This window comes from Staphylococcus sp. FSL W8-1207 (assembly GCF_038003745.1).
Taxonomy (GTDB): Bacteria; Bacillota; Bacilli; order Staphylococcales; family Staphylococcaceae; genus Staphylococcus; species Staphylococcus equorum.
This window is the reverse complement of record NZ_JBBOPU010000001.1, coordinates 488,391-513,105: the sequence shown is the minus strand read 5'-3', so window position 1 is coordinate 513,105 and position 24,715 is coordinate 488,391. Positions and strand designations below refer to the sequence as shown.

30 protein-coding genes and 1 riboswitch are annotated in these 24,715 nt (G+C 34.2%); of the genes, 2 read left to right on the top strand and 28 right to left on the bottom strand.

Annotated features, from left to right (window positions below; genetic code table 11):
- The first annotated feature begins 113 nt into the window (after positions 1 to 113).
- Positions 114 to 764: an HD domain-containing protein gene (locus NSR03_RS02490; RefSeq protein ID WP_021339942.1), complete on the top strand. Its 651-nt coding sequence runs from the start codon at positions 114 to 116 to the stop codon at positions 762 to 764.
- Positions 765 to 834: 70 nt separating this feature from the next.
- Here the strand turns inward: NSR03_RS02490 and yidC are convergent, their stop codons facing one another.
- The 7 genes from yidC to NSR03_RS02455 all read right to left on the bottom strand — a co-directional run bounded on the left by yidC (position 835) and on the right by NSR03_RS02455 (position 6,696).
- Entirely contained in the window at positions 835 to 1,704 is an 870-nt protein-coding gene (yidC, locus tag NSR03_RS02485; protein WP_002507093.1) for a membrane protein insertase YidC, read from the bottom strand.
- 87 nt (positions 1,705 to 1,791) lie between these two features.
- Positions 1,792 to 2,430: a thiamine phosphate synthase gene (gene thiE, locus NSR03_RS02480; protein ID WP_021339941.1), complete on the bottom strand. Its 639-nt coding sequence runs from the start codon at positions 2,428 to 2,430 to the stop codon at positions 1,792 to 1,794.
- A complete protein-coding gene (gene thiM, locus NSR03_RS02475; RefSeq protein ID WP_069813894.1) occupies positions 2,430 to 3,221 on the bottom strand; it encodes a hydroxyethylthiazole kinase in 792 nt (263 codons plus the stop codon). The genes thiE and thiM overlap by 1 nt, the downstream gene beginning before the upstream one ends.
- Complete coding sequence (gene thiD / locus NSR03_RS02470) at positions 3,214 to 4,035, bottom strand: bifunctional hydroxymethylpyrimidine kinase/phosphomethylpyrimidine kinase (RefSeq protein WP_069813892.1); 822 nt, start codon at positions 4,033 to 4,035, stop codon at positions 3,214 to 3,216. Before thiD ends, thiM begins: the two co-directional genes overlap by 8 nt.
- Positions 4,028 to 4,717: a thiaminase II gene (tenA, locus tag NSR03_RS02465; RefSeq protein WP_064783564.1), complete on the bottom strand. Its 690-nt coding sequence runs from the start codon at positions 4,715 to 4,717 to the stop codon at positions 4,028 to 4,030. The genes thiD and tenA overlap by 8 nt, the downstream gene beginning before the upstream one ends.
- Positions 4,718 to 4,795: 78 nt before the next feature.
- A riboswitch (TPP riboswitch) is annotated at positions 4,796 to 4,895 on the bottom strand.
- Positions 4,896 to 5,109: 214 nt separating this feature from the next.
- Positions 5,110 to 5,793, bottom strand: a complete 684-nt coding sequence (locus NSR03_RS02460) for a transglycosylase family protein (protein ID WP_069821179.1) — start codon at positions 5,791 to 5,793, stop codon at positions 5,110 to 5,112.
- Positions 5,794 to 6,276: 483 nt separating this feature from the next.
- Positions 6,277 to 6,696: a single-stranded DNA-binding protein gene (locus NSR03_RS02455; protein ID WP_340719177.1), complete on the bottom strand. Its 420-nt coding sequence runs from the start codon at positions 6,694 to 6,696 to the stop codon at positions 6,277 to 6,279.
- Positions 6,697 to 6,886: 190 nt separating this feature from the next.
- Here NSR03_RS02455 and NSR03_RS02450 point away from each other — a divergent pair, with 190 nt between their 5' ends.
- Positions 6,887 to 7,327, top strand: coding sequence for a YwpF-like family protein (locus tag NSR03_RS02450; RefSeq protein WP_002507086.1), 441 nt, complete (start codon positions 6,887 to 6,889; stop codon positions 7,325 to 7,327).
- A 68-nt stretch (positions 7,328 to 7,395) separates the two neighbouring features.
- Here the strand turns inward: NSR03_RS02450 and fabZ are convergent, their stop codons facing one another.
- The 21 genes from fabZ to NSR03_RS02345 form a co-directional block, all read right to left on the bottom strand.
- On the bottom strand, positions 7,396 to 7,836 hold the full coding sequence (gene fabZ / locus NSR03_RS02445) for a 3-hydroxyacyl-ACP dehydratase FabZ (RefSeq protein ID WP_069813854.1): 441 nt from the start codon (positions 7,834 to 7,836) through the stop codon (positions 7,396 to 7,398).
- A 57-nt stretch (positions 7,837 to 7,893) separates the two neighbouring features.
- Positions 7,894 to 9,159 carry a UDP-N-acetylglucosamine 1-carboxyvinyltransferase gene (gene murA / locus NSR03_RS02440; protein WP_021339774.1) on the bottom strand — a complete coding sequence of 422 codons (1,266 nt, stop codon included), beginning with the start codon at positions 9,157 to 9,159 and terminating at the stop codon, positions 7,894 to 7,896.
- A 106-nt stretch (positions 9,160 to 9,265) separates the two neighbouring features.
- Positions 9,266 to 9,499 (bottom strand): DUF1146 family protein, encoded by a 234-nt coding sequence (locus NSR03_RS02435; RefSeq protein WP_002507083.1) that lies wholly within the window; start codon positions 9,497 to 9,499, stop codon positions 9,266 to 9,268.
- A 323-nt stretch (positions 9,500 to 9,822) separates the two neighbouring features.
- Positions 9,823 to 10,227 (bottom strand): F0F1 ATP synthase subunit epsilon, encoded by a 405-nt coding sequence (locus NSR03_RS02430; RefSeq protein WP_002507082.1) that lies wholly within the window; start codon positions 10,225 to 10,227, stop codon positions 9,823 to 9,825.
- A gap of 19 nt (positions 10,228 to 10,246) precedes the next feature.
- A complete protein-coding gene (atpD, locus tag NSR03_RS02425; protein WP_021339775.1) occupies positions 10,247 to 11,659 on the bottom strand; it encodes a F0F1 ATP synthase subunit beta in 1,413 nt (470 codons plus the stop codon).
- A gap of 22 nt (positions 11,660 to 11,681) precedes the next feature.
- On the bottom strand, positions 11,682 to 12,548 hold the full coding sequence (atpG, locus tag NSR03_RS02420) for an ATP synthase F1 subunit gamma (protein ID WP_002507080.1): 867 nt from the start codon (positions 12,546 to 12,548) through the stop codon (positions 11,682 to 11,684).
- 30 nt (positions 12,549 to 12,578) lie between these two features.
- Positions 12,579 to 14,090, bottom strand: a complete 1,512-nt coding sequence (gene atpA, locus NSR03_RS02415) for a F0F1 ATP synthase subunit alpha (protein ID WP_002507079.1) — start codon at positions 14,088 to 14,090, stop codon at positions 12,579 to 12,581.
- 20 nt (positions 14,091 to 14,110) lie between these two features.
- Positions 14,111 to 14,650 (bottom strand): F0F1 ATP synthase subunit delta, encoded by a 540-nt coding sequence (locus tag NSR03_RS02410; RefSeq protein WP_002507078.1) that lies wholly within the window; start codon positions 14,648 to 14,650, stop codon positions 14,111 to 14,113.
- Positions 14,650 to 15,177: a F0F1 ATP synthase subunit B gene (locus NSR03_RS02405; RefSeq protein ID WP_021339776.1), complete on the bottom strand. Its 528-nt coding sequence runs from the start codon at positions 15,175 to 15,177 to the stop codon at positions 14,650 to 14,652. The genes NSR03_RS02410 and NSR03_RS02405 overlap by 1 nt, the downstream gene beginning before the upstream one ends.
- 96 nt (positions 15,178 to 15,273) lie before the next feature.
- Positions 15,274 to 15,480, bottom strand: coding sequence for a F0F1 ATP synthase subunit C (atpE, locus tag NSR03_RS02400; RefSeq protein WP_002507076.1), 207 nt, complete (start codon positions 15,478 to 15,480; stop codon positions 15,274 to 15,276).
- A 39-nt stretch (positions 15,481 to 15,519) separates the two neighbouring features.
- The gene (gene atpB, locus NSR03_RS02395) at positions 15,520 to 16,242 is read right to left on the bottom strand and encodes a F0F1 ATP synthase subunit A (protein ID WP_002507075.1); all 723 of its coding nucleotides are present in this window, start codon (positions 16,240 to 16,242) and stop codon (positions 15,520 to 15,522) included.
- A 28-nt stretch (positions 16,243 to 16,270) separates the two neighbouring features.
- Complete coding sequence (locus NSR03_RS02390; protein WP_069813852.1) at positions 16,271 to 16,621, bottom strand: ATP synthase subunit I; 351 nt, start codon at positions 16,619 to 16,621, stop codon at positions 16,271 to 16,273.
- 153 nt (positions 16,622 to 16,774) lie between these two features.
- A complete protein-coding gene (gene wecB / locus NSR03_RS02385; RefSeq protein ID WP_021339778.1) occupies positions 16,775 to 17,908 on the bottom strand; it encodes a non-hydrolyzing UDP-N-acetylglucosamine 2-epimerase in 1,134 nt (377 codons plus the stop codon).
- A gap of 22 nt (positions 17,909 to 17,930) precedes the next feature.
- Complete coding sequence (gene upp / locus NSR03_RS02380; protein ID WP_002507072.1) at positions 17,931 to 18,560, bottom strand: uracil phosphoribosyltransferase; 630 nt, start codon at positions 18,558 to 18,560, stop codon at positions 17,931 to 17,933.
- An 18-nt stretch (positions 18,561 to 18,578) separates the two neighbouring features.
- Positions 18,579 to 19,817, bottom strand: a complete 1,239-nt coding sequence (gene glyA, locus NSR03_RS02375) for a serine hydroxymethyltransferase (protein ID WP_069813851.1) — start codon at positions 19,815 to 19,817, stop codon at positions 18,579 to 18,581.
- Between the two features lie 23 nt (positions 19,818 to 19,840).
- Complete coding sequence (locus NSR03_RS02370) at positions 19,841 to 20,365, bottom strand: TIGR01440 family protein (protein WP_002507070.1); 525 nt, start codon at positions 20,363 to 20,365, stop codon at positions 19,841 to 19,843.
- Between the two features lie 149 nt (positions 20,366 to 20,514).
- Entirely contained in the window at positions 20,515 to 20,937 is a 423-nt protein-coding gene (locus NSR03_RS02365; RefSeq protein WP_021339781.1) for a low molecular weight protein arginine phosphatase, read from the bottom strand.
- Complete coding sequence (locus tag NSR03_RS02360) at positions 20,934 to 21,977, bottom strand: L-threonylcarbamoyladenylate synthase (protein WP_021339782.1); 1,044 nt, start codon at positions 21,975 to 21,977, stop codon at positions 20,934 to 20,936. The genes NSR03_RS02365 and NSR03_RS02360 overlap by 4 nt, the downstream gene beginning before the upstream one ends.
- A 94-nt stretch (positions 21,978 to 22,071) precedes the next feature.
- Entirely contained in the window at positions 22,072 to 22,908 is an 837-nt protein-coding gene (gene prmC, locus NSR03_RS02355; RefSeq protein WP_021339783.1) for a peptide chain release factor N(5)-glutamine methyltransferase, read from the bottom strand.
- On the bottom strand, positions 22,895 to 23,971 hold the full coding sequence (gene prfA / locus NSR03_RS02350; RefSeq protein ID WP_002507066.1) for a peptide chain release factor 1: 1,077 nt from the start codon (positions 23,969 to 23,971) through the stop codon (positions 22,895 to 22,897). Before prfA ends, prmC begins: the two co-directional genes overlap by 14 nt.
- Positions 23,971 to 24,570 (bottom strand): thymidine kinase, encoded by a 600-nt coding sequence (locus tag NSR03_RS02345; protein WP_002507065.1) that lies wholly within the window; start codon positions 24,568 to 24,570, stop codon positions 23,971 to 23,973. Before NSR03_RS02345 ends, prfA begins: the two co-directional genes overlap by 1 nt.
- Between the last annotated feature and the right edge of the window lie 145 nt (positions 24,571 to 24,715).

Genomic DNA, 24,715 nt, shown 5'->3' with positions numbered 1-24,715 from the left:
CCAAAGTAATCGATGAACATCAATATTACTTTGGACTTTCTTTATTATAAAGTAAATGATTATACTAAATCACTAGCTTATATAACTTTATTTCTATGAAAAGAGGTGTTTAGATGAATCCGCAAGAAATAGTCAATTCAGCGCATATATATATGGAGTCATTTCATAAAGAGGATGCAACTGGCCACGATGTCGCTCACGTATTGCGCGTCGTTAAAATGGCAAACTACATTGCGCAACAAGAGCAAGTTGGAAATTTATTAACCATTCAACTAGCTAGTTTATTACATGATACGGTTGACGCTAAACTTACCGACACTAGTCAAGCAAAACATAGATTAACACAATTTTTGACACAACTTCAGCTGCCAATACAACAGCAAGAAGCTATTCTACATATTATTGAACATATGAGTTATAAAAATGGAGAAAATAATGATATTTCATTATCAATAGAGGGTCAAATTGTACGTGATGCTGATCGCCTCGATGCTATCGGAGCAATTGGAATTGCTCGTACTTTCCAATATGCTGGTCATTTTGGAGAACCCATGTGGATTGAAGGAGCATACAACGATACTTTGTCTAACAAAGAAATCGATAATAAAAATGTTCCAGCATCAGCTATTAAACATTTTTATGAAAAACTGTTTAAACTTAAAGCTTTAATGCATACACCAACCGCTAAACGACTTGCACAACAGAGACACGAATATATGGAAGTATTTGTAACTCAATTTTTTAATGAATGGTATTTCAAATAATACAAAAAAGTCATCGTAGTTTAAAACTACGATGACTTTTCATTACAAATTTACTTAAAATTTAAATAATTTATTTTTTCTTATTTTTCTTAGAAACAACTTGTGTGTTTTTACCTTTGCTCGCTGTTTCAGCTTTGTTTTTCTCCATAGCTTCAATCATTGGTGCTACTTCTTTTTTAGCAAGTTTAGAATAATGCATATTCGCCACTTGTGTTTGTACAATCAAGAATGCGGCACTGACTGACCAGTATAGACCTAATGCTGATGCAGAACTTAATGAAATCCACACAATCATAATTGGCGAAATAATCATCATCATATAACCCATTTGACGCTGTTCGTTTGGCATACTCTTACTTGAAACATAAGCTTGTAAGAAGTATAAGACACCTGCTATAATCGTAATCCAAATATCTGGTTGAGCTAAGTTAAACCATAAGAAATCAGGGTGTTCAGTGAAACCACCACTTGAAGGATATTTCAATACGAAGAAAAGACCCATGATGATTGGCATTTGAAGCAAGATTGGTAAACAACCTAACATGCTCTTCATCGGATTCATATCATATTTCTTGTAAACTTCCATCATTTCTTGGTTAGCTGCCATTTTTTCTTCTTGCGTACGTGAACGCTTAACCTTTTCTTGAATTGCATCAATATCCGGTTTAGCAACTTTCATTTTTTCACGCATCATGTGACTGTTTTTATAATTCGATAACATGAATGGTAATAATATGATACGCATCGCCAATACAATGACAATAATTGCTAGTCCATAGTCGTTATTAAAACTAGTTCCTAACCAATGTATAAGACTGTCCATTGGATTTACGAACGTGTTATAGAAAAACCCATCTCTATTTTCAGGTTTAGAATAGTCACAACCTGCTAAAAAGACCATTACACCTAATAATAAAGGGAGTAGCGCTTTCTTCTTCATTTTTCCACCTCTAATGATTTATTCACATAGAATTTATTTTATCATACTCATAGGGAAGTAGAAAACAAAAAAAGAAATTTTTATACATTATTCAACAGTTTTTAAAAATTGTCTTACTGATTCACTTATATTTTGACTTTTAGCAATAGCCGAAATAATTGATATACCATCTGCCCCAGCATGAATTATAGATGGTGTATTATCTAAATTGATGCCACCAATCGCAACAATCGGAAAATCATTAACGTAATGTCTTAATTGTGTAATCATTTCTGGACCAACTGGCAAACTTGCATCATCTTTAGATGTCGTAGCAAACATTGGACCAACACCCATATAATCGACATATTTCAAATCAGAATTTAAGTATTCCTCTACATCACCTACACTCAGACCAATGATTTTATTTTCAAATTGTTGTGCAAATTCATTTACTTCTAAATCATTTTGCCCTACATGAATACCATCTGCATCAATATCTTTAGCTAAACTCACATCATCATTTACTATAAAAGGTACATCGTATTGATGGCACAACGAAAGTAATTGTTTTGCCATCCCCACTTTATCATCACCTACTAATGCAGTTTCCCCTTTCTCTCTATACTGAAATAGTGTTATACCTGCTTCTAAAGCTTCAGTTACAACATCAATAATCGATTCACCTTCTGCAACATCTTGCGTGCCACAAATAAAATAAAGTTTTAGCTTACTTTTATCAAACATTATTGCATCTCTTGACTGCGTATTAAATTCAAATAATCATTATATGTGACTTGATATAGGGCATTTATTAATTCAACCATAAATGTGCCAGGCCCTCGGTTAACCGAATTTTTTTCAGCTTGTTCAGCAGCAATATTATATATAGTCACTGCTTCTACCAATTGATTTAATTGTGGCTGCTGCTTGGATTCTAAAAAGCTCGCTATCGCAGCGCCTAATAAACAACCTGCACCTGTGATTTTTGCAAGCATAGGCGAACCATTAGCAAGTTTCAGAATTTTATCTTCATGCATTACAATATCTTCTTTACCTGTGATAACTATCGCTGTCCCGAATTGTGTATGAGCTTTTTTAGCAATAGTCACAGCATCCAGATTTATATCACTATCTGTACCTTTCATCTGTGTATCATTATCAATTAGTGTTAAAATTTCTGAGGCGTTACCTTTGATAACTGCTACCTTAACCTCACTTAAAAATGTCTCACAGAAATCTTTGCGGTATTGTGATGCACCTACAGCAACAGGATCAAAGACGATTGGTGTTCCAATTTGATTAGCTACCTTCGCAATTTTTAAAATGTCTGACTCTTTATCTTTAGTCAGCGTGCCAATATTAATCAGTAAAGCATTCGCGTGAGTTAACATATCTGACGCTTCCTCTGGTGCTTCACTCATTGCTGGACTTGCTCCTAAACTTAATAAGCCATTTGCTGTAAAATTTTTAACAACATCGTTTGTATAACAAATAACTAACGGGTTACTATTTCTGAGTACTTCTAAATTATTCATCATCTAATCCTACCTCTTTCATATATGCAAAATGATTAACTGGTCCTCTACCTTGACCAATTTCAGGTGTGTGTTTAATGCTTAAAGAAATGAACTGTTTTGCTTTTTTCACTGCTTCATATATTGTTTTACCTTTTGCTAATTCTGCAGTAATCACTGCCGAAAAAGTACACCCTGTACCATGCGTATGTTTTGTATCAAATCGAGGTTCTTCAAAAATATATACATTTTCATTAGTGAATAAATAATCTTTAGCAAAGTCTAAATCCTCTGAATGTCCACCTTTGATAACAACACCTTTACTGCCAATTTCATTAATGAAAATGTCACCTGCTTTATAAATTGATGATTCGTCTTGTATCGTTAATCCTGTTATTTCCTCTGCTTCGGGCAAGTTTGGTGTTGCCACAGCAGCATAAGGCAATAAAATATTTTGCAAGTCAGCTTTAGCATCCTCATCCATCAACGAGTCACCACTTTTAGCTAACATTACAGGATCTATCACATAAGGAATCTCTGGATATTGCTTTAAATAATATTGTATTAATTCCATCATTTCTTTTGAAGCTATCATGCCTGTTTTCAGCGCATGAGGTAACTCATCATCAAAGATACTTTCTAATTGCTCGGATAACCAACTTGTTTCTATGTTATGAATATGTTGAACGCCTTTTGTGTTTTGCGCTACGATACTCGTTATCGCAGCCATACCGTATACGCCACAAGCATGAAATGATTTTAAATCTGCCATGACACCTGCGCCACCCGTTGGGTCAGTGCCTGCTATAGTTAAAGCAATTTTAGGTTTATTCATTATTAACCCCTCCATAAAGCCATTCTTCTTCAATGAATGACATATTAAAAAATTTGCGTTCATGAACTGTACTCTGTAAGAAACAATCTTTGATGTCAGCTTTCTCTTGTTTTGTGCAATTTTGTGTCAATTTATCCATTAAATTATCAAAAATATGCACAAGTTCATCCATTTCGGTACTATAAAATTCAAACCATTTTGCCAAAATAGAATCGGTATTTAAAGTATGGTCTTGTAACGCTTGTTGTGCAATAACTTGATATACGTATGGACAAGGCGCCATGGCAGCAATTGTGTATGCTGCATTTTCTTTAGCAAAAGCATTAAAATACATGTGTTTAATATAATGATCGCCGCTCGGTGGCCAAACTTTCTCTCGTACAATTTCATTGTAAGGTTCATTTACATATTCAGCTAATATTTCGTGTGCCGCTACTTCTCCATCAACAATAAATTGTATCTGTTCAACTAAAAATTTTACATCTTCCATTTGCTCCATTTTAGGTATGAGTAATGCGTAAATATTAGCAAACTCTTTTAAATAAGATGCATCTGCTCTTAAATAAAATTTAGTAGCATCCTTAGATAAATGACCTTGTAACATTTCTTGTATAAATGGGTCATTATAAATGTCATCAATAATTGGCTTGGCATCTATTTTTAATTCTTTTGAAAATAACACGTTAAGTCCTCCTAAATATAAAAAAACTACATTCCAAGTAAGAATGTAGTTAATTAATAGAAAGGCTAAGCAATTCAATTATAAATTAAACTACTTTCCTACGTTGGCATTAACCAAATCAGGTCGTAAGGGTCTGAACTAAATCATCTCAGCCATAAAGGCTCCCCTAGTAGATTTTCATATATTATTATTTCTTTAAACATAACAAATGTAGTGTGACATTGCAAAAGAACGTACTTCAATGAAGCGTCTATGTTGTAAATATTATAGCGATGACACAGTAACTACAAGCTGTAGTTGTATTAGTGGAAATCGTGGACAAAAAAATGCCAACAAAGTCGGTGACTTTATTGGCATACGTTTATAGTATTTATAGTTAATTACTGACTAAATTATGCAGTAACCCATTGTGAAGCGCCAACTTCATTATAAAGTTTAACTGCTGCAGCATCTTGTACTGATTCAGGTACTTCTGTTGGAGATACACCTTGGTAAGCTGCTGGAGCTACTGAATCCCAAGTGCTTTGTAAGAATTGATATTTACCTGCTGCACCTGATGATGGGTTAACAGCTTTAAGATCGCCGCCTGATTCACGTTGAGCGATTGCTTGTAAATGAGAGTTAACATTTACTGATGAACCACTTGAAGCTTCACTTGAGCTTGATTCTTTTGAAGTAGATTCTTGTTGTGGTTGTTGAGTTGCTTCAGTTTTTGGTGCTTCTTGTTGAGCTGGTTCTGCAGCTTGTTCAGCTGGTGCTGATTGTTGTGCTGGCTCTGCTGCTTGTTCAGCTGGTGCTTCTTGTTGAGCAGGTGCTTCAGTTGAGCCTCCGCCAAAGCTCCAGCTAAAGTTTGTACCATCTGATTCAAAGCTATAGTCTGTACCATTATAATTGAAATCTATGTCATAAGCGCCTTCTTGTACAGGTGCTTCATTTAATTGTTCTGAGTTTGATTGAGCTAATTGAGCTAATTCTGCTTTGTCTACGCCTTGTTCTGAAGCGTCAGCTGAATTACCTGCTGCTCCTGTTACGCCTAATCCTAGTGCTAAAGTTGATGCGATTACTGTTTTTTTCATTGTTAAAAAGTCCTCCTATAAGGTGATTAATTTATTTTATGATTAATTTGCAAGTACAACTATATCATTCAAAAGTTCTTTGTAGGTTACAGTGAAATAAAAAAACAAACCTTTTTTTTACAACCTAATTACATCACCAATACTCATTTTTATGTATATTTAAGCATATAAGTACTACCATGATAACCTTTTGTACTATAATTGACTTTATATCCTTGTAATATTTTCGTAATTAAACTGATTATTCTGTATTATGTAAATGCTATAAATCGCATTTTCAAGAAGTTTTGTGAATTGAATTTTACAGTACTTTTACGTTCACTTATTTTTTAGATGTATATATGGATAGATATAATATGTAAAGCTATTCCTCTAGATTGGGCATTATTAAGAGGAATAGCCTGAAAGAAGTATAATTGATAGTAGGATTTAATGTATATTAATTGGAATAGTTTAATGTGGGATAAGTTTTAAGTGGGAGTTTTATACAATTTCGTATATATCATTTTCTTGAATATTAATTTCGTTGAATGATTCATGATCTTGCTCTAATGGGAATGGTTCAAAAAGTTCATCCGTTTCATTTTTAGTTCGTGGAGACATGAATTTAATTGTTTCGATATAAAGTTCTGATACAAAATGCATCTGTCCTTCTTTTTCAAATTTACGTGATTGCATTTGTCCAGTAATACCTACAAGTGATCCTTGATTGATATACTTTTCAATATTGTCAGCAATTTTACCAAATGCTTTACAATACAAATAATCACAGACTGTATTTTGATCTTTATCTTTATAATTTCTATTTACTGCTACACAAAAGGTAGCTAACTTCTTCCCCTCCTTTTCATAAATTTTGAGATCTTTTGTTAATCGTCCTACAATGACGATGTTATTTATCATAGGTCACCTCCTTTGTGTTTTAATCATAATTAAATTTATAAATTGAGTCAAAACTCATATTTTCATATACCAAAAAGTAAATTACTACTAATTTCTACAAATTTCACCTTTCTCTTTTGAAATTACGTTATAATGATTATATAAATGCAATTATAGTAGATTTTAAATTAATCAATTGGATGTGAAGACGATGAAAACATTTAAAGCCGTTCGATTTCAAATCGTATCAGAAAATGGCGGAGTTACTGAATATGAATTAGAAGATGGAGTCATTATAAATAAAGAAAATAGTGGTACTGGCTGGTTGCTTGAAATCGTCATTTCAGACTTCCATTATGAAACCATGAAACAATATATGAATAATGAAGATCTCTTAGATATTCGTGTTGTCATTACACGTCCAGCTAATGACCCTGCGCTATTTGACGCAACAATAAAAAATATTAGCCAATTAGATGACACTATTTCTGTAGTATTTGAATGTCACATCTATACTTTGAGACAAGTTTATGCAGAAAGCTTATTAGAACAGTTGATTGATGAAGGCTTAACTGGTGAAGAACTGAAAAAATCATTTAATCGTATGATGCAATCTAAACCAAGACTTAAAGATGAAAAATTCGAAAAGTAAAGTAAATATTAAACACAAAAATGCCTTAAGGATTTAGTGGAATTCACAAATCCTTAAGGCATTTTTATTTATGCTTTATCTTGTATTGCAAATGTTAATTCACAACTACATGCAAGTTGACCATCAACAGTTGCTTTCGCAGTCCCTTTTCCAATTGGTCCACGCATCTTCGTAATTTCAACTTCTAATTGTAAAGTATCACCTGGTGTGACTTGTTTCTTAAATCGACATTTATCGATTCCTGCAAATAATGCAAGTTTGCCTTTATTTGCATCACTATTTAAAATAGCTACCGCACCTGTTTGTGCTAAGGCTTCGGTAATTAATACGCCTGGCATAACTGCAAATTCAGGAAAATGCCCTTGGAAAAACGGCTCATTTCCAGAAACTTGTTTAATAGCTACACATCGTTCGCCTTCTTCGTATTCAATCACGCAATCAATTAATAAAAATGGTTGTCTGTGTGGAATAATATCTTTAATCTGATTATAATCGAAAATTGTCTCCATTATTTGCTTCCTCCAAATCTTCTTTCGTTGCGAGTTTTATATTAATACATTGAAGTATTATTTTTGTGTACGTTTGATATCGGCACCTAAAGATTTTAATTTACCATGTAAATCAACATAACCTCTATCTAAGTGTATTAACTCAGTAACTTGGGTTGTTCCATCAGCTACAAGTCCTGCTAAAATAAGGGCCGCTGCTGCACGTAAATCTGTTGCTTTTACTTGAGCACCTTGAAGTTCACTTTTACCTTCAATTTTTGCGCTTCTACCTTCAACTTGTATTTTAGCGTTCATGCGTTTGAATTCTCCAACATGCATAAATCTATTTTCAAAAACTGTTTCAGTCACTACTTTATGACCGTCTGCTGTAAGTAACAATGCCATCATTTGCGATTGCATATCAGTTGGAAAACCTGGGTGAGGTAGTGTTTTAATATCTACAGGATTTAATGGGCCTTCTGCTGTAACACGTATCGTGTCACCTTGATAATCTAAGTTTACGCCCATTTCTTCTAATTTATAAACTAAACTTGTCATGTGTTCTTTGATAGCTCCGTTTACAATTATATCACCACGTGTAATTGCTCCTGCAATAAGTAGCGTTCCTGCTTCAATTCTGTCAGGTATAATTGAATGTTCTACTCCATGTAATGCTTCAACCCCGTGAATAGTTATCGTATCTGTACCTGCGCCTACTACATTACCGCCCATTTCATTGATATAGTTTGCTAAATCAACAATCTCTGGTTCACGTGCTACGTTTTCTAACACTGTTTTACCTTCAGCTAATGATGCAGCCATAATGATATTCTGAGTCGCTCCTACACTTGGAAAATCTAAGTGAATTGATGTACCTTTCAATCCATTTTCAGTGCTGGCATAAATAAAACCACCATCCATATGGATATCAGCACCCAACTCTTCAAAGCCTTTGATATGTTGTTCGATAGGTCTTGAACCAATTGCACAACCACCTGGCAACGCAACTTTTGCATGACCTAGACGAGCTAATAATGGACCCATTACAAGTATACTTGCTCTCATTTTGCTCACATACTCATATGGTGCCTCTTCATTTAATTCCTTTGTGGCATCAACAGTGACAGATTCTTCTTCTTTATTGTATGAAACATCTGCATTTAATGTTGAAATTACATTATTAATCGTCTCCACATCACTAAGTGCTGGTACATTCATAAGTTTACTAACACCTTTTGATGCTAATAGTGAAGCAGTTAATACTGGTAATACAGCATTTTTTGCACCTGATACTTTCACTTCACCAGTTAATCTATTTCCACCATTAATCTCTATCATATCCATCTTAAATCCTCCACTTAACTACTTTTATATTTCATTAAAATTCATCTTTTTTATGTACTCTTAAATTATTATATCTGTAAACCAAACAAATATACAGATATTTGAATTATTGTGCTAAATATTTTATTTGAGTTGAAAATTGTAGTAAATCTACAATAAAATTACTTACTGCTGTACCTAATAATATTGCTAAAAATATCATACATATCTGAACTTGAACTGGATACCCTTTTTTAAAAAATTGATCTAACCTTATTGAGTTAAGTGCCCAATAAGCAACACAAATACAAAGCACATGTAAGATAAGATGTACAACTGAGAACTGTCCTAAATACTCCATAAGCCATGCTCCTCACTTCATACTATTCAACTATTTTACACGAAATTGGCTCTAAAAGATACTTAAGAACAACGGTAAATCCCCTAATATAACTAAATGTTATATTTTGCTATTCCCTAATAGCATAAAAGATATTCATATTAAATATAAAGATAAAAATATTTTATGTATATCTCGTAATAAAATATTCTATATAGGAATTAAAATCGTTTATTTATAGGACATCCTTCAATAAAATAATGAACTGCGAGGATATTAATGCGTTTTATAATCAAAAAAAAATGAAGTTCCTTCTATTAGGAACTTCAAATTTCAAATAATATTTATTGTAAGTTAGCGACACGAATACGGTTGTTAGCACGTTCTAACGCACGCTTAGCTCTACTAATATCACTATTATCTTCTTCATTATTTATATGAGATTCTGCTCTAGATTTAGCTAACTCTGCTCTAGCTACATCTATTTCGTTAGCAGGTTCTGCAGTTTGTACAATAACCGATAATTTATCTTGTCTAACCTCAACAAAACCTTCACTCACTGCAATATATTCTGAACCATTATCAAAGTTAATTTTGACATAGCCAATTTCAAGTGCTGCAACTGTTGGAATATGTCCATACATAACACCGATCTCACCTGCAGTAGTTTGGAACACTGCAAGATTAACATCTTCTCGGTTGTTAACAGAACCATTAGGAGTGACAATATTTAGGCTTAATGTGTTCATTATCCATACCTCCTAATTTTTAAACTTCAACACCCATGTCTTTAGCTTTAGCAATTACTTCTTCCATACTACCAACAAGACGGAATGCATCTTCAGGGATATGGTCATAATCGCCATCTAAAATTGCTTTGAAACCTTCTACAGTTTTTTGAACTGGAACGTAAGAACCTTTTTGACCAGTGAATTGTTCTGCTACGTGGAAGTTTTGTGATAAGAAGAACTGAATACGACGTGCGCGTTCTACAGTTAGTTTATCTTCTTCCGATAATTCATCCATACCTAAAATAGCAATGATGTCTTGTAACTCTCTATACTTTTGTAAAGTAGATTGTACATCACGTGCTATTTCATAATGATCTTGTCCAACAATCGTTGGGTCAAGTGCTCTTGAAGTAGATGCTAACGGATCAACCGCTGGATAAATACCCATTTCAGTTAATTTACGTTCTAAGTTTGTAGTTGCATCTAAGTGAGCAAATACTGCTGCTGGCGCAGGGTCAGTATAGTCATCGGCAGGTACGAATACCGCTTGGATTGAAGTAACCGAACCTTTGTTTGTTGATGTAATACGTTCTTGTAATTGTCCCATTTCCGTACCTAATGTTGGTTGATACCCAACAGCTGAAGGCATACGACCTAACAATGCTGATACTTCTGAACCAGCTTGTGTAAATCTGAAAATGTTATCAACGAATAGTAATACATCTTGTCCTTGTTCGTCACGGAAATATTCTGCCATTGTTAAACCAGATAATGCTACACGCATACGTGCACCAGGCGGTTCGTTCATTTGACCGAATACCATTGCAGTTTTCTTAATAACACCACTATCACTCATCTCGAAGTATAAGTCATTACCTTCACGTGTACGTTCACCAACACCGGCAAATACAGAAATACCACCATGTTCTTGAGCAATGTTATTAATTAATTCTTGAATTAATACAGTTTTACCAACACCGGCTCCACCGAATAAACCGATTTTACCACCTTTAATATATGGTGCTAATAAATCGATAACTTTAATTCCTGTTTCTAAAATTTCAACTTTAGTAGATAATTCATCGAATGCAGGTGCTTCTCTATGAATTGGATCACGTCGAACTGAATTTTCGATTTTTTCATCTAAATCAATTGTATCGCCAAGTACGTTGAATACTCGACCTAATGTAATATCTCCAACTGGTACGCTGATACTTTCACCACTATCTCGAACTTCTGTACCACGTTTAACACCATCAGTTGAATCCATTGCAATCGTACGTACTACATTATCGCCAAGTTGTAATGCAACTTCTAATGTAAGCGTGACAGTACCTTCATCTCTTTCAACGTCGACTGTTAAAGCATTGTTAATTTCTGGAACTTCATTGTGCTCAAAGCGAACATCAATTACTGGACCCATAATTTGTGTTACACGGCCTAATCCCATGCTTTTTTGCCTCCTTTAATAATTATTCAAGCGCAACTGATCCACCAACAATTTCAGTAATTTGTTGAGTGATTTCTGCTTGTCTAGCTCTGTTATATTCAATTGATAAATCATCAATAATCTCTGTAGCATTATCAGATGCATTTTTCATAGCAGTCATACGAGTCGCATGCTCACTTGCTTTCGCATCTAAAATCGTTCCATATATTAAACTCTCTACATATTGAGGTAGAATAACGCTTAAGATTGCTTCTTTGTCTGGCTCAAATTCATATGAAGACATTTGACCATGTCCTAAACTTGAATCTTCTGGAGACAATGGAAGTACAGTTTTCATGGAAGGTGTATTTTCTAATACACTGACGAAATGACTATAGTAGATTTTAACCTCATCTACTGCTTCATCGCTATATAAATCTACCGCTTTTTTAGCGATAGCTTGTATTTCTTTAAATGAAGGTTGATCAGGTACTTCAACAAGTGAATCATGAACTTCATAACCTTTATTTTTAAGGAAATCCACACCAGTTTGTCCTAAGACTAAAATTGAATATTCATCTTTACTAGCATGCTTATTCTCAATATCGTTAACTAAATGCTTCAATACATTTGCATTATATGCGCCTGCCAATCCTTGATCACTTGTAATGACAATATAGCCACTTTTCTTCACTTCACGTTGTTGTAACATTGGGTGATTTGAATTTTTATCTGCACCAGCAACCGCAGTAATTGCATCTTGCATTTTTTCCATATAAGGTCTGAATTGATTTGTATTTCTTTCAGCACGACGCAATTTTGAACTTGAAACCATGTTCATTGCTTTCGTAATTTGTTTCATTTTTTTAGTTGATTTTATACGTGTATCAATCTCTTTAAGAGATCCCATTATCTCACCACCTTTTATTTACTATAACTACTATGCTTCTGTTTTACTGAAACTTTTTTTAAATTCAGTAATAGCTGATTCAAATGCATCTTCGTTAGGTAAAGCACCAGAAGTTTTGATTTCGTCTAATAATTCAGAGGCATTTGATTTCGCCCATTGATTTAATTCTGATTCAAAACGAGTGATGTCTTCAACTGGAATATCATCTAAATAACCTTTAGTTAGAGCATAAATAATTAATACTTGATTCTCTACAGGTAGTGGTTGGTTTTTATCTTGTTTTAAAATTTCTACAGTACGTTTACCACGTTCTAATTTTTGTGCAGTAAATTCATCTAAATCAGAACCAAATTGAGCAAATGATTCTAATTCACGGAACGACGCTAAGTCCAAACGTAAAGTACCGGCAACTTTTTTCATTGCTTTAATCTGTGCAGAACCACCAACACGTGATACTGACTGACCAGCATTGATTGCAGGTCTTACACCAGAGAAGAATAAATCTGATTGTAAGAAAATTTGTCCATCAGTGATTGAAATAACGTTTGTTGGTACATATGCTGCGATATCGCCAGCTTGTGTTTCGATAATTGGTAATGCAGTAATTGAACCGCCACCTAATTCATCGTTTAATTTTGCTGCTCTTTCTAACAATCTACTATGTAAGTAGAACACGTCACCAGGGTAAGCTTCACGGCCTGGAGGTCTACGTAATAGTAATGATAGTTCACGATAAGCCGCAGCTTGTTTTGTTAAATCATCATAAACTATTAATACATCCTTACCATCGAACATGAATTCTTCAGCCATAGCTACACCAGAATACGGTGCAATATAAAGCATTGGTGCCGGATCAGCTGCAGAAGCAGAAACAATAATTGTATAATCCAACGCGCCTTCCTGGCGTAATTTTTCAACGTTCGTACGTACAGTTGAATCTTTTTGACCGATTGCAACATAAATACAAATCGTATCTTGATCTTTTTGGTTTAAAATCGTATCAATTGCAACTGTTGTTTTACCAGTTTGACGGTCACCTATTATTAATTCACGTTGTCCACGGCCAATTGGTACTAATGCGTCAATCGCTTTAATACCCGTTTGTAATGGTTCATCAACTGATTTACGATCCATTACACCAGTTGCTTTTTTCTCAACTGGGCGTGTCTTTGTTGTGTTAGCAGGACCTTGTCCATCTATTGGTTGTCCTAATGGGTTAACAACACGGCCAAGTAATTCTTCACCAACAGGAACTTCCATAATACGTCCAGTACGTTTTACTTCGTCCCCTTCTTTTATGTCATCGTAAGGGCCTAAAATTACGACACCTACATTTGACTCTTCTAAGTTTTGTGCTAAACCTAGAACGCCGCTATTAAATTCTACTAGCTCACCAGCCATAACATCATTTAATCCGTGGATTAATGCTATACCATCACCTATTTGTAGTACTGTACCTACATCAGTAACAGCCATTTCTGACTCATAATTTTCTATTTGTGAGCGAAGTAATGCACTGATTTCTTCAGCTTTAATGGCCATCTATGTCACTCCTTAAGTTTTTATTTCACTCTAATAAATTGTTTCTCTAATTGTGCAAGGTCATTTTTAATGCTTGCGTCCATGACTTTCGTTCCAACTTTAACTCGAACCCCGCCGATAAGCTCTGGATTGATTTTATTTGTAATCATGATTTTAGAGTAATTTGTACGTGATTTAATTATCGTATCAATGCGTTCTAAATCTTCATCTGACAATTCATACACTGATTCAACTACAGCATATTCTTGATTGTGATGTTGATTAAATAAAGCTTCAAATTCTATATAGATTTCATGAATGTAAGAAAGATGACGGTTACTTGCAAGAATCGTTAACATGTTTTGCAAGTATTGATTGGCATGACCAAACACTACTTTTGCAAAACTACGACGCTGTTGTACATCTTTTTGTGGATCTGCATCCAATGCTTGTAATTTTTTTGTTTCAGGTTGTACTGCTGTGTTGATTGTTGAAAATTCTTCGTACATCATTTCAAGATTGTTTGTGTCTTTAGCAGTATCAAATAAAGCCTTGGCATATTTTTTTGCTATGATAGCCATTATTTATCGCCTGCCTCTTTAATGTACTTTTCAACTAATTCTTTTTGATCTTTGCCTGATATTTCTTTTTGCAGTACTTTCGATGCAATCAATACTGAAAGTTCAGAAACTTGATTATTAATATCAGCAATTGCACGTTCTTTTTCACTGTTGATTTCATTCTGTGCTGTTTCAATCATACCATTTGCTCTAATATTTGCTTCATGAATAATTTCTTCATGCTGTTTGCGAGCTTGGACTTTAGAATCTTCTAAAATCTTTTGAACCTCATCTTGTGTTTCTTTTAGCGTTTGTTTGTTTTGTTCTTCTAACTTCTGTGCATTTAATTTAGCTTGTTCAGCATCATCTATATCTTTATTAATATCATGTTCACGTTGATCCATTACACCTTTTAATGGACCCCAAGCGAATTTTTTCAATAAAGCTACTAATATAAGAAAAGTTACAAGGGTAACAAGAATTGTTCCCCACTGAACACCACTAGTGTCAGCCGCACCAAGTACGAACATATTTGTCGTAGCAGTCACTTACATAGACACTCCTTTCATTCATTATAATTATAAGTCATATTGATAAAAACGAACGGCGAAAGTCTACAAGACTTCGCCATAAAACTGGTTTAATTATAGTGACATGAAAGCGATAACTACACCGATGATTGGTAATGCTTCAACTAAGCCAACACCAATGAACATAATACCCATTAATTGACCACGTGCTTCTGGTTGACGTGCTACACCTTCTACTGTTCTTGAAACGATAAGACCATTACCAATACCTGCACCTAGTGCTGATAAGCCGATTGCGATTGCTGCTGCGATTAAATTCATTTATAAATCCTCCTAATTTTTCTTTTTTTAAATTTTAAATTAATGACTGTCCTGAACTTTATGGGACATGTATACCATTGAAAGCATTACAAAAATATAAGCCTGAATCGTACCAATAAATATTGAGAACCCTTGCCAAACAATTAAACCTGGGATACCAATCAACCATCCCCATGCTGGGAAACCGATAACTAAACCTGCTAGTAATCCAAGTAGTAACTCACCTGCAAAGATATTACCGTATAGTCGTAAACCTAATGTCAATGTTGAAGTGAATTCTTCAAAGATATTAATAGGTAATAAGAATATAGGTTTAGTATAGTTCTGGAAGTATCCTTTTGGACCCTTGATTTTAACACCGTAATAGTGTGTTAAAAGGATAACTAAAGTTGACAATGTCAAAGTAACAGTTGCATCAGCTGTTGGTGATTTCCACCACAGTGTATGACCTGAAATTAATTGAAAAGGTAATCCAATCATATTACTGACAAATATGAAGAATATTAATGTAACAGCAAGGAAATGGAATTGACCACCTTTAGACCATGCCATGTTACTTTCAATAACTCCTCTTACAAAGTCAAAAACCCACTCTATAAAGTTTTGCTTACCAGATGGACGTTTCTTGAGGTTGCGTGTACAAATAATAGCTATGACAAAAACAATAAGCGCTGTAATAACCAACATCATAATTGATGATAGATTAAACACGATGTCTAGACCGAACACATTCCAACTGACTAGAGGGTCTTTATGATCCATGCTTTCTCACCTCTTTCATATTAAGATTTTATTCCTTGTGCAAAAACGGTTTCAAAACCATTAACACATAAGAAATCATTAAACCAACAACCACACCAATTATATTTATATAGTCCTTATAAAAATACCAAGTACAACATGCAAGAATCACAATCAAATATCTCCAAACGTTGCCCGTTGAAATATGTATATTATCTTTTTGTTTAGCTTTCGCTAAGTAAAACTCGAAAGTAAAAGTATTAATAAGTGATCCAATCATGCCTATGATAAGTCCTAAAATAAATGGCGAACTTGTGAAAATAAACACAAATAACAGTACAACTATACCATATAAATAAAATTGTATATACTGTTGAAAAATGATGTTGAAATGTTTCATTACTGTGCCTCACTTCATTTTTTCATTCAATGATGAAAACCATTTCAATCATACAGTTTTAATAATAATATAGGACGGTAAAGGTGTCAATTCTATTCAAAATGTAGTTTAATTTTTTGCACACTTGTCACAAAAATGACACATTTACCACTATTAATATTTAAAAAAACTAGGTTTTTGGGGAATTAGATGAAAATAATACTTTATATTTTCACAAATTCTATTTGATGCATTTCCATCGCCATAAGGGTTGCGCGCTTCACTCATTGCTTTGTACAATTGCTCGTCTTCCAATAATGCTTGCGTAGCATCAAAAATCATTTGTGCATTTGTACCAACAATTTTCAGTGTGCCTGCTTCTACACCTTCTGGTCTTTCAGTTGCTTCTCTTAAAACTAATACCGGTTTACCTAGAGATGGCGCTTCTTCTTGAACTCCACCTGAATCCGTTAATATCAAATAAGACTGATGCGCAAAATTATGAAAGTCTACTACTTCTAATGGTTCGATCAATTCAATTCGATCATGATTAGATAAGTATAAATCTGCAATACTTCTTACTTTTGGATTTTTATGTACAGGGTAAACGACTACTACATCTTCATATTTATCGACAATATCTCTTACTGCTTTAAAAATATGTTCCATAGGCTCTCCAATATTTTCACGCCTATGAGCAGTTAGTAAAATAATGCGTTTATCTTTATGTCTGTCGATAATATCAGATTGATAATGTTCATGTATGGTAGTCTTCATAGCATCAATTGCAGTATTTCCAGTAACCACTACAGTATCTGACGGTTTATTTTCCGCAATAAGATTTTCTGCAGCATTATTAGTAGGGGCAAAGTTCAAATCTGCCATTACCCCTACCATTTGCCTATTCATTTCTTCAGGAAATGGAGCATATTTATCCCAAGTTCTTAACCCTGCTTCCACGTGGCCTATAGGAATTTGATTATATAATGCTGCCAAACTTCCAGCGAAAGTTGACATGGTGTCACCATGCACAAGTATCATATCTGGTTGTTCTTCCTTAATAACGTCCTCTAGTCTAGTCAATATACGAGAAGTAATTTCAGATAATGATTGGCCTTGCTTCATAATATCCAAATCGTAATCTGGTGTAATATGAAAGCTTTCCAGTACAGAATCTAACATTTCTCTATGCTGCGCAGTAACTACTACTATCGGTTCCAACTCAGCATCATCTCGCAATGCTAATACAAGCGGCGCCATTTTCACTGCCTCAGGACGTGTCCCGAACACAGTCATTATCTTCTTCATTCTACTCCACTCCTGGGTAAAACTATTTTGTTCCGAATAAACGGTCTCCAGCATCACCTAAACCAGGTGTAATATATGCATGGTCATCTAATTTTTCATCTAATGCAGCTATGAAAATATCTACATCCTCATGTGCTTCTTGTAATTTTTCTACACCTTCAGGCGCAGCAACTAAGCACATAAAACGAATGTTTTTCGCGCCACGTTTTTTAAGAGAATTGATTGCTTCAATTGCTGAAGCACCTGTAGCTAACATTGGGTCTACGACTACAATTTCTCTTTCTTCGATATCTTGTGGTAATTTCACAAAGTACTCAACTGCATCAAGTGTTTCAGGATCTCTATATAGACCCACATGACCTATTCTCGCTGCTGGTACTAAGTTTAAAATACCTTGTGTCATACCTAAGCCAGCTCTTAAAATTGGTACAAATGCTAATTTTTTACCCGTTAATCTTTTAGCTACCATTTTAGTTACTGGTGTGTCTATTTCTACATCTTGTAATTCTAAATCTCTTGTCACTTCGTATGCCATTAACATACCAACTTCATCTACTAATTCTCTAAATTCTTTAGTCCCTGTATGTACGTCTCGAATGTAACTTAATTTGTGTTGAATAAGTGGGTGATCAAAAACATGTACTTTGCCCATAATTTACTTCCTCCAATTTTAATTGTATAAAGGATGTTTTGTAGTTAATGCTTTAACTCTTTCTTTTCCTTCGTCTAAAGCTTTTTTATCTTCTGGATTTCTTAAAACTAAACTGATAATTTTTGCAACTTCTTCAAAAGCAGCTTCGTCAAATCCACGTGTTGTTGCAGCAGGTGTACCTAAACGAACACCACTTGTTACAAATGGTTTTTCTTGATCGAACGGAATTGTATTTTTGTTACAAGTAATACCTACAGCATCTAATGTTTCTTCAGCTACTTTACCTGTGATACCTACTGAACCTTTAACATCTAATGATACTAAATGATTATCTGTACCGCCTGAAACGACTCTATAGCCTTCTTTAGTTAATGTATCTGCTAATGTTTTAGCATTATTAACTACTTGTTGTTGATATGTTTTGAAGTCGTCTTGTAATGCTTCACCAAAAGCAACTGCTTTCCCAGCAATAACGTGTTCTAACGGTCCGCCTTGAATACCAGGGAATATTTTTTTATCAATTTGCTTTTTGTACTCTTCTTTACATAAAATCATTCCACCACGAGGGCCACGTAATGTTTTATGTGTTGTAGTAGTTACAAAATCTGCATATTCAACAGGGTTTTGATGTAAACCAACTGCAACTAAACCTGCAATATGCGCCATATCTACCATTAATTTTGCCCCTACTTCATCTGCAATCTCTTTGAATCGTTTGAAATCAATAGCTCGAGAATAAGCGGATGCACCTGCGACAATTAATTTAGGTTTATTTTCTTTAGCTAATCTTAACACTTCATCATAATCAATTTGTTCATTTTCTTTGTCTACGCCATACTCAACAAAGTTATAAAATTGTCCACTAAAGTTAACAGGCGAACCATGTGTTAAATGACCACCATGGCTTAAATTCATACCTAATACAGTATCACCATGTTCTAATGCTACTAGATAAACTGCCATATTTGCTTGTGACCCAGAGTGTGGCTGTACGTTAACGTGTTCAGCACCAAAAAGTTGTTTGGCACGTTCGATAGCTAATGTTTCAGACACATCCACGTATTCACATCCACCATAGTATCTTCTGTTCGGATAGCCCTCAGCATATTTGTTCGTTAATACTGAACCTTGCGCTTCCATAACTGCTTCCGAAACAAAGTTCTCTGAAGCAATCAGCTCGATATTGTTATTTTGACGGTTAAATTCATTTTGAATCACTTCATATATTTCTTTATCTTGCTCTTGAATAAATGACATAGGTAAATCCCCCTCGTTCTGTATTAGTTATATTTTGCTCTTTCGCCACCAATTTTCTTAGGTCTTGAAGAAGCGATTGTAACAACTGCCTCACCAATCTGTTTAACACTTGTACGTTCTGGAATGGCTACATGCGCAATATGCATGCCAATTAATGTTTGACCAATATCAATACCTTTTGGCACTATTATTCGTTCAACAACCATTGGATCTTGCATATGTTGGTAAGCATAAGTTGCTAAGCTACCACCTGCATGAACATCTGGTATTACAGACACTTCTTCCATCGTAAGGGGGTTGAACTTAGACCTTTCAATTGTTATTGCTCTGTTAATATGTTCACAGCCTTGAAATACAAAAGAAACATTTGTATCATTCTCAATTTGCTTTAATGCTTCAAATATTTCTTGTGCTACATCCATAGAACCTACACTACCTATACGTTCACCAATTACTTCGGATGTAGAACAACCAATCACACATAATTCATTTGCTTTAAAGAAAGATTTAGTCTTTAATTCATTTAACAATAACTTTAGATCTTCCATTCTCCCACCCCTTTTAAAATAATGATTTAAAAAAAGTATTTAAACACCTCAATGCTATGAGACATACAAGATTAGACGATAGCAATTTTGCTATACGTATTTTATTATAACGTATTTAGCTACTCACTCATACTAATTTAACAAAATTATTACTTTAATATTTTATTTTTTAAAGTATCTATCAACAAATTTAATTCATTATATATTTTATTATAATCATATAACGATCCACCATATGGATCAGTGATTTCTCCTTCTCGTTGAACATATTCAGTGATAGTAAAAATTTTCTCTGTCTCTCCATATACTTGTTGTATCGTTTCTTTGTGAGATTGTGACATTGTTAATATTAAATCTGCATTTAAATCCTCCGCTGTAAAACGTTTAGCATTACTAGGTGATGGTAAATGATGTTCATTTATGATACTTAGTGTATTCTGAGACGTAGGCTGGCCATCTTGAGCAAAAACACCTCGTGATTCTATGATATATTCAGGCATTTTCGCTTTGGCAATACTTTCAGCCATCGGACTTCTACACGTATTACCAGTACAAACAAATATTATTCTCATAGTTGGTCTCCTTTAACAATAGTTTGACTTGCAGCTTTCATCATTCTATTCATAATCGCTATGGTATGGTCAGTAATATCAAAACCATAAATATATGCTGTTTTAATTTGTTCATCTTGATCAATATGATGCAATATTTTATAAAGGTTATGATTTGCCCCTTTAATATCATTTTCATTTTTACATAATTCTATAAAAATAGACCCGTCAGGCACGAAATCTCGCTTATCACTTGGAACGATAAATGCTGTTTGGCTCCAATCTTTTTCTTCTGAAGGCTTTATATTGAATGCTTGAACAATTTGTAACGGTGTATCTGGCGCATAATGTTTATATTTCATCCCTGGTGCAATTGGCTTATCGCTATCCAAAGTCTTTCTTGTAGATACACTATGAGGTAACACCGCTTCAATCATCGGTTTCGTAATTGAACCAGGTCTAGCGATTCTAAATGGAAACTGTGTGCAATCTAATACAGTGCTTTCCAATCCTTCTTCACTTTGATCACCATTTACCATACCATTAATACGACCATTTAAATCTGAATAAACATGTTCAAATGTTGTAGGTGACGGTCTACCACTTAAATTTGCGCTCGGTGCTGCTATGGGTATATCTACGAATTGCAAAATTTGTCTGCCGATTGAATGACTTGGCATTCTAACAGCAATTGATGATAAACCACCACTTACACTTTCACACAAATATCCTTTTTTAAGCGGTAATATAAAAGAAATTGGTCCAGGCCAAAAATGCTTCATCAATAATTTAATTTCGTTTGTTATATCATGTGTAAAATGCTCTATTTGTTTTAAATCATGTATATGCACAATCAAAGGGTTATCTGAAGGTCTACCTTTCGCTTCATATATCTTTTTGATTGCTTCTGCATTTCTCGCATCCGCACCAAGACCATATACTGTTTCTGTTGGTATTGCAATCAAGCCTCCTTGTTCAAAGATGTGCTTGATTTCATTTATATCCGGAAATTGATTGATTTCATTTTTATACTGTCGTAAATCCCAAATCTTCGTTTCCATTTAGCCCCGCCCTTTCTTCTCATGATTTTATTTTAGAATAAAATAAAAAGTTATGCACTCTCATGATTTATCATGTTCAGTACATAACTTCTTATTACCACTCGAAAGAAATAATTCTATCGTTATTATTAATATCTTTTATAATTTGAACATCTAATGAAGGATATTTAGATTGTATTTTTTGCTTCAATGTTTGACCTTGTTTATAACCAATTTCAAAAACGACCTTTGCATTCGGCAGAAGTACTTTTGGCAATTGGTTTAATATTGCATCATAAACCTTATACCCATTATCTTCTGCAAATAATGCAGAATGTGGTTCATATTTCAATACTGTGTCATCCATCAGTACAGCCTCATTATCATCAATATAAGGCGGGTTAGAAATTAGACCATTCACTTTTATACCTCTTTCTATTAAAGGTGCTAATGCATCACCCTGCAAAAAGTTAATATCTACTTGATGGCTAAGGGCATTTTCTTGTGCTACTGCTAATACTGTAGCATATAAATCTGTAGCATAGACAGTTAATGATTGATTCATCTTTTTTAGTATAATTGGAATATTACCACTACCTGTACCAATATCAACAATTGTATCATCAGAATGAATCTCGTTATAAAAGTGTAACATGACTTCCTCAGTTTCAGGTCTAGGTATTAAACAATCTTCAGTCACCTTGAATGTCTCACCGTAAAATGATTGGCTTCCAACAATATACTGAATCGGTTCACCTTTTAACATTCTAACTTCAGCGTCGTTATATAATTCTAAATGTATGTCCGACATTACCTCATCCTTATGCATCAAATAATCCGCTTTACTCCATTGCAATAAATCTAACATTAACCATTCTGCTCGAGTTGTTTCAATATCTAGTTCAAAGCATTTCATTTTTGCATTAGAAAGTCGTGTTTTATAATTCACCATTGTTAAGTTCTTTCAATTTATCAGTTTGTTCAGCTAAAGTTAATGCATCTATCACTTCGTCTAATTTTCCTTCCATAACTTGATCTAACTTCTGAATCGTTAAACCAATACGGTGGTCAGTCACTCGACTTTGAGGATAATTATACGTTCTAATACGTTCTGAACGATCACCAGAACCTACTGCTGATTTACGTTGGGCAGCATATTTTTGTTGCTCTTCTTGTAATTTCATATCAAATAAACGTGCTTTCAAAACTTTCATAGCTTTTTCACGGTTTTGAATTTGTGATTTTTCTGAAGACGTAGCAATGATTCCGGTCGGCACATGTGTGATACGTACAGCTGAATCCGTAGTATTGACATGTTGTCCACCCGCACCACTAGAGCGGTAAGTATCTACTTTAATATCTTCATTACGCACTTCAATTTCTACATCTTCAACTTCTGGTAGTACTGCAACTGTAGCAGTCGATGTATGAATACGTCCACCTGACTCGGTCTCAGGTACACGTTGTACACGATGGGCGCCATTTTCATATTTCAACTTACTGTAAGCACCTGATCCTGAAATTGAAAAACTGATTTCTTTATAACCACCATGGTCACTTTCAGCGGCTTCTACAATTTCTGTTTTATAACGTTGTGCTTCAGCGTATTTAGAATACATTCTAAATAAGTTCCCAGCAAAAATTGCAGCTTCATCTCCACCAGCAGCAGCACGTATTTCCACGATAACGTCTTTCTCATCGTTAGGATCTTTCGGAATAAGTAAAAATTTAAGATTTTCTTCTAGTTTCGGAACTTGATTGTTAAGTGATTGGTGTTCTTCTTTTAACATTTCAATTTCATCACTGTCTTTTGTTTCTTTTAACATTTCTTCTATTTCAACAATGTCTTCTTTGACTTGTTTATAATTACGGTATACTTCTACAGTTTTTTGTAGATCTGATTGTTCTTTTGAATATTTTCTTAAGTTATCTGGATCACTTACTACATCTGGATCACTTAATAATTCATTTAATTGTTCATATCTTTCTTCTACGATATCTAATTGATCAAACACTACATTTCCTCCTTCATATTATTACTTGGTGCAACAATATGATGCGCTCTGCATCTTGGTTCATAACTTTCATTTGCACCAACTAATATAACTGGATCATCTATTTTTGCTGGGTTACCATCAATCAACCTTTGTGTGCGGCTTGAAGATGCACCACAAACAGCACAAACAGCTTGTAGTTTAGTCACTTCTTCACTTACTGCTAGTAGGTGTGGTATAGGTTCAAACGGTTCCCCTCGGAAATCCATATCTAGTCCCGCTGTAATGACTCTATGGCCTTTTTTAGCTAATTGTTCAACAATATTAACTACACCTTCTTCAAAAAACTGCACTTCATCGATACCTATAACATCTGTATCTGACAAATCGTGCTTAAGTATTTCAGCCGCTGTTGAAATATTAATTGCTTCAATAGCGTTGCCATTATGAGAAACAATCTTATCTTTATGATAGCGGTCATCTATAGCCGGTTTAAATACAACTACTTTTTGCTTAGCATAAAGGCCTCGTCTTAATCGACGAATTAACTCTTCAGATTTACCACTAAACATGCTTCCAGTAATACATTCAATCCACCCGGAATGATAAGTTTCATACATTATGCGTTCCACCTTTTTCAAAACATAATCGATTCATTATAGCATATTTTTTTAATTGAAATATGCTATTTCTTCAAGATATTGAGTTATTTTTATGTATAAAAACTATTAAAACTGTAATATTCTCAATTAGAGACTTATATTT

Excerpts from the sequence above, each read along its gene's own strand:
- NSR03_RS02490 (WP_021339942.1), top strand. The coding sequence starts at position 114 with ATGAATCCGCAAGAAATAGTCAATTCAGCGCATATATATATGGAGTCA.
- yidC (WP_002507093.1), bottom strand. The coding sequence starts at position 1,704 with ATGAAGAAGAAAGCGCTACTCCCTTTATTATTAGGTGTAATGGTCTTT.
- thiE (WP_021339941.1), bottom strand. The coding sequence starts at position 2,430 with ATGTTTGATAAAAGTAAGCTAAAACTTTATTTTATTTGTGGCACGCAA.
- thiM (WP_069813894.1), bottom strand. The coding sequence starts at position 3,221 with ATGAATAATTTAGAAGTACTCAGAAATAGTAACCCGTTAGTTATTTGT.
- thiD (WP_069813892.1), bottom strand. The coding sequence starts at position 4,035 with ATGAATAAACCTAAAATTGCTTTAACTATAGCAGGCACTGACCCAACG.
- NSR03_RS02460 (WP_069821179.1), bottom strand. The coding sequence starts at position 5,793 with ATGAAAAAAACAGTAATCGCATCAACTTTAGCACTAGGATTAGGCGTA.
- NSR03_RS02455 (WP_340719177.1), bottom strand. The coding sequence starts at position 6,696 with ATGATAAATAACATCGTCATTGTAGGACGATTAACAAAAGATCTCAAA.
- NSR03_RS02450 (WP_002507086.1), top strand. The coding sequence starts at position 6,887 with ATGAAAACATTTAAAGCCGTTCGATTTCAAATCGTATCAGAAAATGGC.
- fabZ (WP_069813854.1), bottom strand. The coding sequence starts at position 7,836 with ATGGAGACAATTTTCGATTATAATCAGATTAAAGATATTATTCCACAC.
- murA (WP_021339774.1), bottom strand. The coding sequence starts at position 9,159 with ATGGATATGATAGAGATTAATGGTGGAAATAGATTAACTGGTGAAGTG.
- NSR03_RS02435 (WP_002507083.1), bottom strand. The coding sequence starts at position 9,499 with ATGGAGTATTTAGGACAGTTCTCAGTTGTACATCTTATCTTACATGTG.
- NSR03_RS02430 (WP_002507082.1), bottom strand. The coding sequence starts at position 10,227 with ATGAACACATTAAGCCTAAATATTGTCACTCCTAATGGTTCTGTTAAC.
- atpD (WP_021339775.1), bottom strand. The coding sequence starts at position 11,659 with ATGGGATTAGGCCGTGTAACACAAATTATGGGTCCAGTAATTGATGTT.
- atpG (WP_002507080.1), bottom strand. The coding sequence starts at position 12,548 with ATGGGATCTCTTAAAGAGATTGATACACGTATAAAATCAACTAAAAAA.
- atpA (WP_002507079.1), bottom strand. The coding sequence starts at position 14,090 with ATGGCCATTAAAGCTGAAGAAATCAGTGCATTACTTCGCTCACAAATA.
- NSR03_RS02410 (WP_002507078.1), bottom strand. The coding sequence starts at position 14,650 with ATGGCTATCATAGCAAAAAAATATGCCAAGGCTTTATTTGATACTGCT.
- atpE (WP_002507076.1), bottom strand. The coding sequence starts at position 15,480 with ATGAATTTAATCGCAGCAGCAATCGCAATCGGCTTATCAGCACTAGGT.
- atpB (WP_002507075.1), bottom strand. The coding sequence starts at position 16,242 with ATGGATCATAAAGACCCTCTAGTCAGTTGGAATGTGTTCGGTCTAGAC.
- NSR03_RS02390 (WP_069813852.1), bottom strand. The coding sequence starts at position 16,621 with ATGAAACATTTCAACATCATTTTTCAACAGTATATACAATTTTATTTA.
- wecB (WP_021339778.1), bottom strand. The coding sequence starts at position 17,908 with ATGAAGAAGATAATGACTGTGTTCGGGACACGTCCTGAGGCAGTGAAA.
- upp (WP_002507072.1), bottom strand. The coding sequence starts at position 18,560 with ATGGGCAAAGTACATGTTTTTGATCACCCACTTATTCAACACAAATTA.
- glyA (WP_069813851.1), bottom strand. The coding sequence starts at position 19,817 with ATGTCATTTATTCAAGAGCAAGATAAAGAAATATATGAAGTGATTCAA.
- NSR03_RS02370 (WP_002507070.1), bottom strand. The coding sequence starts at position 20,365 with ATGGAAGATCTAAAGTTATTGTTAAATGAATTAAAGACTAAATCTTTC.
- NSR03_RS02365 (WP_021339781.1), bottom strand. The coding sequence starts at position 20,937 with ATGAGAATAATATTTGTTTGTACTGGTAATACGTGTAGAAGTCCGATG.
- NSR03_RS02360 (WP_021339782.1), bottom strand. The coding sequence starts at position 21,977 with ATGGAAACGAAGATTTGGGATTTACGACAGTATAAAAATGAAATCAAT.
- prmC (WP_021339783.1), bottom strand. The coding sequence starts at position 22,908 with ATGGTGAATTATAAAACACGACTTTCTAATGCAAAAATGAAATGCTTT.
- NSR03_RS02345 (WP_002507065.1), bottom strand. The coding sequence starts at position 24,570 with ATGTATGAAACTTATCATTCCGGGTGGATTGAATGTATTACTGGAAGC.